Consider the following 5,620-nt stretch of genomic DNA (forward strand, 5'->3'; position numbering starts at 1 on the left):
ACATTTTGGGGTCTTATATTTTTCACTCCTTTCAAGTCAGTTATATCATACCTCATCTTTTCGATAAATGCTATAGTTTTGATTCTTAATACCCGTTTATAAAATATCAACTTTATAGCGATTCCCAACCCTGATGTTCATCACTATTTCCCAATCTCAAATCTCAAATCTCAAATCCCCAAAATTATGAGTTTTGAGTTAATTATAACTTCTCAGTTAGTAACTCAAAACTCACAATTGTTTAACAAGTAGAGATGCACCCGAAACCTGTTATTTTTTAATTATCTCTACCTATAGGCTGATGTGTAGCGCGATTTTGATAATTTACACCGTTGTCCAACACATCCAACTTTAGAGCCAAGTATTAAACAACGAAAACTTCCCGAAGTGGCAAGTTCTACTTTTAACTCCCCTGAAGAAAGTTGGCTGCCTGGTCTTTAATCGACAATTTTTACCCAACCGCGGCGCACGTTGTACAGCAGTCGGTTGATGATGGCATACTCATCTTCATTCAGCGTTCTTTCTAAGAGTGCAGATCTGAGCTGTCTCCGGTCGTGGCGAGTCACGACGCTGGAGAACATGACCTGACCAAATAACTCTTCGAGTGTCATTTGGGATACTGACATGATAAACCTCCTAGTTGATTGAGACAGATAAAATTTTAACAGGCTTGTTGTATTTGTATTGTGCACTCGGGGAGTGACTTCAAAGGCGATCGAAAACATTGACACAGTGTGATTTTTTTGTTAAAAATCTGTGACCAAGACTTTGATGCCAAGTGACTTGGATCTCTTAAATTTGTGATGCTTGTCACTGAAGTCAAAAGACAGTTGACAGTTGATCGAGGGAAGAAGCCCGATCGCACAATCCCCAAATCTAAGCTTCGCCGATCGCCCTCAAAAACTCTCCATCCCGTCCTCACCGCTTCTCAACCTCATTTTCCCCTATGCCAATTTTCCAACTAATTGAGGCATCGGTCAATAGTCGCCACAACCGACTCCGCCAACTCTTTCAGCGCGTACCCCCCCTCCAATCCAAAGGCGATGCGCCGGGTGAGCTGCAGGCAGTATCCGGTGAAAGTACCGAAATCTGACGGAGCCAGAGTCATGCTCGCCAGCGGATCGGAGGCAGTAGCGTCGTAACCGGCGCTGACAATCAACAAATCCGGTTCAAATTTGGACAAAAAAGGCACTACAAGAGATTCAAAGGCGCTCAGGTATTCAGCGATGCCGCCGCCCGGATACAGGGGAATGTTCAGCACGTTGTCGTAGGCCCCGCGCTCCTCGGCATCTCCCGTTCCCGGATAGCACGGAGATTGGTGCAGGGAACAGTAGGCAATTTGCCGACAGTTTTCCACCAAAGATTGAGTGCCGTTGCCGTGGTGCACGTCCCAGTCGAGGACGGCGACGCGGTTGATTCCCGGCTGTTCCAGGGCGTAGTGAGCGGCGATCGCAGCATTGGAAAACAAGCAAAAACCCATCGCGCGGGCTTTTTCGGCGTGGTGTCCCGGCGGCCTGGCCAGCACAAAAGCCGGTTCCCCCGCAGCCACCACTCGATCGACCCCATCGAGCCAAGCACTTGCCGCTAGCAGCGCTACGTCGTAACTTTCAGCAGAAATCGGCGTATCACCGTCGAGGTAGCCGCCTCCCCGATGAGCCAAATGTTCGACTTCTTTGATGTATCTTTGCGAGTGAACTTTTTTGATAGCCGAGAACAGTGCTTGTTCGCGCTGCGCCACTGGGGTGGGCAGTTGCCATTCAATTTGATCCGCCCAAGGAGAAGCTTTTAGAGCATTAGCGATCGCCGTTAAACGTTCTGGTCGCTCTGGGTGAAGCATTCCAGTCTTGTGTAGCAAGAAATCGTCGGAGTAGATGACGGGTAGCATCGGCTGATTTTAGATTTTAGATTTTAGATTTTAGATTTTTAGTTTGCTTTAAGAAGGCATTCGGTTTTGTGAAATTAAACTTGCGATCGGGCAACCATTTTGTTTTTTTTGATTACCCTCAAAAAAACTCACCAAAGCATGAAAGCCTTCCCCCTAAAAAACCCTTTCTAGCTTGTGCCCATTGATGACTAAATCACCAACTGCCAACTTACGAATTTCCCTTGTTTCGTCCCTTAATTTTTCTGGCAACTTTCCCATAAAGTCCCAGGCAAATTGTGATATAATTTCAGGAGTAATTTGCAATATTTGGCAGCTCTACTGAATCCAAACCGATTTTATCGCATATTTGAGATTTATAGCGGTCAAATTTAAATTTTTAACGGAGTTTTTCAACCTATGAGTATGTCTGAGTCGCGGATAATCCCGACGGATCTGGGTGGTGAGATGTCCCGATCGTACTTGGAATACGCCATGAGCGTAATAGTCGGTCGGGCGCTACCAGATGCCAGGGACGGTCTCAAGCCCGTTCACCGACGCATTCTCTACGCCATGAACGAATTGGGCTTGACTCCCGATCGACCTTTCCGCAAATGCGCCCGCGTCGTGGGGGAGGTGCTGGGCAAGTATCACCCGCACGGAGATACAGCGGTTTATGACGCCCTGGTGCGGATGGCTCAGGATTTTTCCATGCGGGAACGCCTGATCAACGGCCACGGCAACTTCGGCTCCGTTGACAACGACCCGCCCGCTGCCATGCGGTACACCGAATGTCGCCTCACAGCTTTGACTAGCGACTCCATGCTGCGCGACATCGACTCGGAAACAGTTGATTTCGGCGACAACTTCGACGGTTCCCAGCAAGAACCCCTCGTACTCCCGGCACGCATCCCCCAAATTTTGCTCAACGGTTCCTCCGGGATTGCTGTAGGGATGGCAACCAACATTCCGCCGCACAACTTGGGCGAAATAATTGACGGTTTGGTAGCACTAATCCACAATCCAGCACTTACTGACCTGGAATTGATGCAGTACATCCCCGGCCCGGACTTTCCCACCGGAGGGCAAATTCTGGGTAGAGGCGGCATTCGCGATGCTTACACCACCGGGCGCGGTTCGATTACAATGCGCGGAGTCGCCGGCATTGAAACCATCGAACATCCGGGCCGCCCCGACAAAGAAGCAATTATTATCACCGAATTGCCTTACCAAACAAACAAGGCAGCCCTAATTGAGAAAATTGCCGAACTTGTCAACGACAAAAGATTAGATGGAATTTCCGACATTCGCGACGAAAGCGATAGAGACGGAATGCGGATCGTGATCGAACTCAAGCGCGACGCCTATCCCCGCGTCGTCCTCAACAACCTCTATAAACAAACACCCCTCCAAGCCAACTTTGGAGCCAATATGTTAGCGCTAGTAAACGGGGAACCCCAACTACTTACGCTCTCCCAATTCCTCAATGTCTTCCTAGATTTCCGCATTGAGACAATTACTCGCCGGACTCAATATGAGCTCCGCAAAGCAGAAGAACGCGACCACCTTCTGCAAGGCTTATTAATTGCCCTAGACAACTTAGATGCAATTATTCATCTAATTCGCGCCGCTGCCGACTCCGCCGCAGCGAAACAAGAATTGATGGATAATTACGGTCTTTCGGAACAGCAATCAGACGCAATTCTGCAAATGCAGCTCCGGCGTTTGACAGCATTAGAAGCGCAAAAAATTCAGCAAGAACACGAAGAACTGCGAGCTAAAATCGCCGATTTGGAAGATATCTTAGCGCGCAGGGAACGCATCTTAGAAATCGCCGAATTTGAAGCAGTCGAGATTCAAACCAAAATCGCCACTCCTAGGCGCAGCATCATCGAACACGCCGAAGGAGAAATCGATGAAAGAGATTTAATTGCCAACGAACAAGCAATTATTCTGATCACAGAGCAAGGCTACATCAAGCGGATGCCTGTCAGCACTTTCGAGGCCCAAAGTCGCGCTACTCGCGGCAAAGCAGGCGCGAAAATGAAAGAAGACGACGGAGTAGAACATTTCCTTTCCTGCTGCGATCATGACAGCGTTTTGTTCTTCAGCGACAGGGGCGTAGTTTACTCTGTCAAAGCTTATCAAATTCCCATCTGTTCCCGGACTGCCCGCGGCACTCCCGTGGTGCAACTGTTGCCGATTCCAATAGAAGAAAAAATCACTTCTATGGTGTCAGTTACAGAATTCACCAGTGAAGAATACTTGGTAATGTTGACTCGCGGCGGCTACATTAAGAAAACTTCACTTTCAGCTTTTGGCAACATCCGCACTAATGGATTAATCGCCATTTCTTTAGAAGAAGGCGACCAATTGCGCTGGGTGCGGAGAGCAAAAGTTGGCGACAGCATCATCATCGGTACGCGCCAAGGAATGGCAATTCATTTCCGCACCAATCACGAACAGTTGCGCCCAGTCGGCCGCGCGACGCGGGGTGTCAAATCAATGAAATTGCGATCGGGCGATGAGTTGATCAGCATGGACATATTGCCGAGTTCAATTGTTGCCGAAATTGCTGAATTGGAAACTGAAGACTCGGAATTTGAAGGAGCAGAAATTGCTCTATTAGAAACTGAAGACTCGGAATTTGAAGGAGCAGAAATTGCTGAATTGGAAACTGAAGATGCGGAATTGGAAGACGAAGAATTAGAACTGCAAGCCGAGGGAATTGAAGGCGAAGATGCCGAAGAAATTCCGACAGTTAGCAGCGAAGTTCCTTCAGTGTTGGTAATCACCACCAACGGCTACGGCAAGCGGGTTCCAGTTTCTCAATTCCGCCTACAAAGACGGGCTGGTAAGGGATTGACTGCTACTAAATTCAAGTCGAAAAAGGGTAAGGATCAGGTAGCTGCCCTGCGAATTGTCAACGAAGATGACGAATTGATGATTATTACCAACCGAGGTATTATTATCCGTCAGGCTGTGAGTGCAATTTCTACTCAATCGCGCACTGCAACGGGCGTGCGGGTGCAGCGGTTGGATGAGGATGATTCGATCGTAGCTGTGGCTTTGGTGCCACCTGCTGGTGAAGAATCGGCGGAAGAATCGGAATCTGAGGAAGTGGCAGAAGAGTCATAGGTTAAGAGTTTGTAGGGTGCGCTAGACGCACCTTACTGCTGAATGGTAAAAATGCGATCGCCCCTACTCACAAGCTTTCCCTCAAAAGTCAAAGATTTTTTCCGGTGAGGCAATGATGAGTCAACTCCAAACCAAACTACTAACTGATACCTGGGTTACAGCGACTTGGGATGAATATATAGAAATTATTACACAGCCGGAGTACGATCGAGCAAAATGCTATTACTACAACGGACAGTTGAGGCTTGAAATCGCAGCAGTCGGGGCAGATCATGCTGATGATAACGGAATTCTCGTCATCTTAATCAATTTATTTGGGCATTGCTAAAGGTATAAAAATGAGACTGCTGGTCAACTGTAGCTACGCCAAAACAGATGTCAGAGGCGCTCAACCTGATGCTTCTTACTACATCGGAGACCGGGTGCAAACGGCACCTCGCGGCAGTTCTGTAGTGAATTTGCATAGCCTAGTTTCCCAAGATTTAGCGATTGAAATTGCCGACAGTTCTCTCGTTGACGATTTGGAAACCAAAAGAATGATTTATGGGCTCTTCAGAACTTATGGTGATAACTTTATCTAATAAAAGATAGACTCGTGCATAAGACTAGAAGCTGAAACTC

6 protein-coding genes are annotated in these 5,620 nt (G+C 47.8%); 4 read left to right on the forward strand and 2 right to left on the reverse strand.

What is annotated here, in order from left to right; translation table 11 throughout:
- Positions 1-437 precede the first annotated feature (437 nt).
- A complete protein-coding gene (locus tag QUA40_RS27405; RefSeq protein WP_015175516.1) occupies positions 438-626 on the reverse strand; it encodes a hypothetical protein in 189 nt (62 codons plus the stop codon).
- Between the two features lie 174 nt (positions 627-800).
- On the opposite strand from QUA40_RS27405, the gene QUA40_RS27410 reads away from it, so the two are divergent.
- Complete coding sequence (locus tag QUA40_RS27410; RefSeq protein ID WP_333131676.1) at positions 801-965, forward strand: hypothetical protein; 165 nt, start codon at positions 801-803, stop codon at positions 963-965.
- On the opposite strand, the gene QUA40_RS27415 is transcribed toward QUA40_RS27410, so the two are convergent.
- Positions 962-1,885, reverse strand: a complete 924-nt coding sequence (locus QUA40_RS27415; protein ID WP_333131678.1) for a histone deacetylase — start codon at positions 1,883-1,885, stop codon at positions 962-964. The genes QUA40_RS27410 and QUA40_RS27415 overlap by 4 nt on opposite strands.
- A gap of 396 nt (positions 1,886-2,281) precedes the next feature.
- On the opposite strand from QUA40_RS27415, the gene gyrA reads away from it, so the two are divergent.
- The 3 genes from gyrA (at position 2,282) to QUA40_RS27430 (ending at position 5,580) form a co-directional block, all read left to right on the forward strand.
- Positions 2,282-4,999: a DNA gyrase subunit A gene (gyrA, locus tag QUA40_RS27420; RefSeq protein ID WP_333131680.1), complete on the forward strand. Its 2,718-nt coding sequence runs from the start codon at positions 2,282-2,284 to the stop codon at positions 4,997-4,999.
- Between the two features lie 112 nt (positions 5,000-5,111).
- The gene (locus QUA40_RS27425) at positions 5,112-5,327 is read left to right on the forward strand and encodes a hypothetical protein (protein ID WP_333131682.1); all 216 of its coding nucleotides are present in this window, start codon (positions 5,112-5,114) and stop codon (positions 5,325-5,327) included.
- Positions 5,328-5,337: 10 nt separating this feature from the next.
- Positions 5,338-5,580, forward strand: a complete 243-nt coding sequence (locus QUA40_RS27430) for a hypothetical protein (RefSeq protein WP_333131684.1) — start codon at positions 5,338-5,340, stop codon at positions 5,578-5,580.
- The last annotated feature ends 40 nt before the right edge of the window (positions 5,581-5,620 follow it).

It is taken from the genome of Microcoleus sp. Pol11C3 (genome assembly GCF_036701485.1).
GTDB lineage: Bacteria > Cyanobacteriota > Cyanobacteriia > Cyanobacteriales > Microcoleaceae > Microcoleus.

What these genes read in the sequence shown, in the direction of transcription:
- QUA40_RS27425 (WP_333131682.1), top strand. Translation starts at nt 5,112, where the DNA reads ATGATGAGTCAACTCCAAACCAAACTACTAACTGATACCTGGGTTACA.
- gyrA (WP_333131680.1), top strand. Translation starts at nt 2,282, where the DNA reads ATGAGTATGTCTGAGTCGCGGATAATCCCGACGGATCTGGGTGGTGAG.
- QUA40_RS27405 (WP_015175516.1), bottom strand. Translation starts at nt 626, where the DNA reads ATGTCAGTATCCCAAATGACACTCGAAGAGTTATTTGGTCAGGTCATG.
- QUA40_RS27430 (WP_333131684.1), top strand. Translation starts at nt 5,338, where the DNA reads ATGAGACTGCTGGTCAACTGTAGCTACGCCAAAACAGATGTCAGAGGC.
- QUA40_RS27415 (WP_333131678.1), bottom strand. Translation starts at nt 1,885, where the DNA reads ATGCTACCCGTCATCTACTCCGACGATTTCTTGCTACACAAGACTGGA.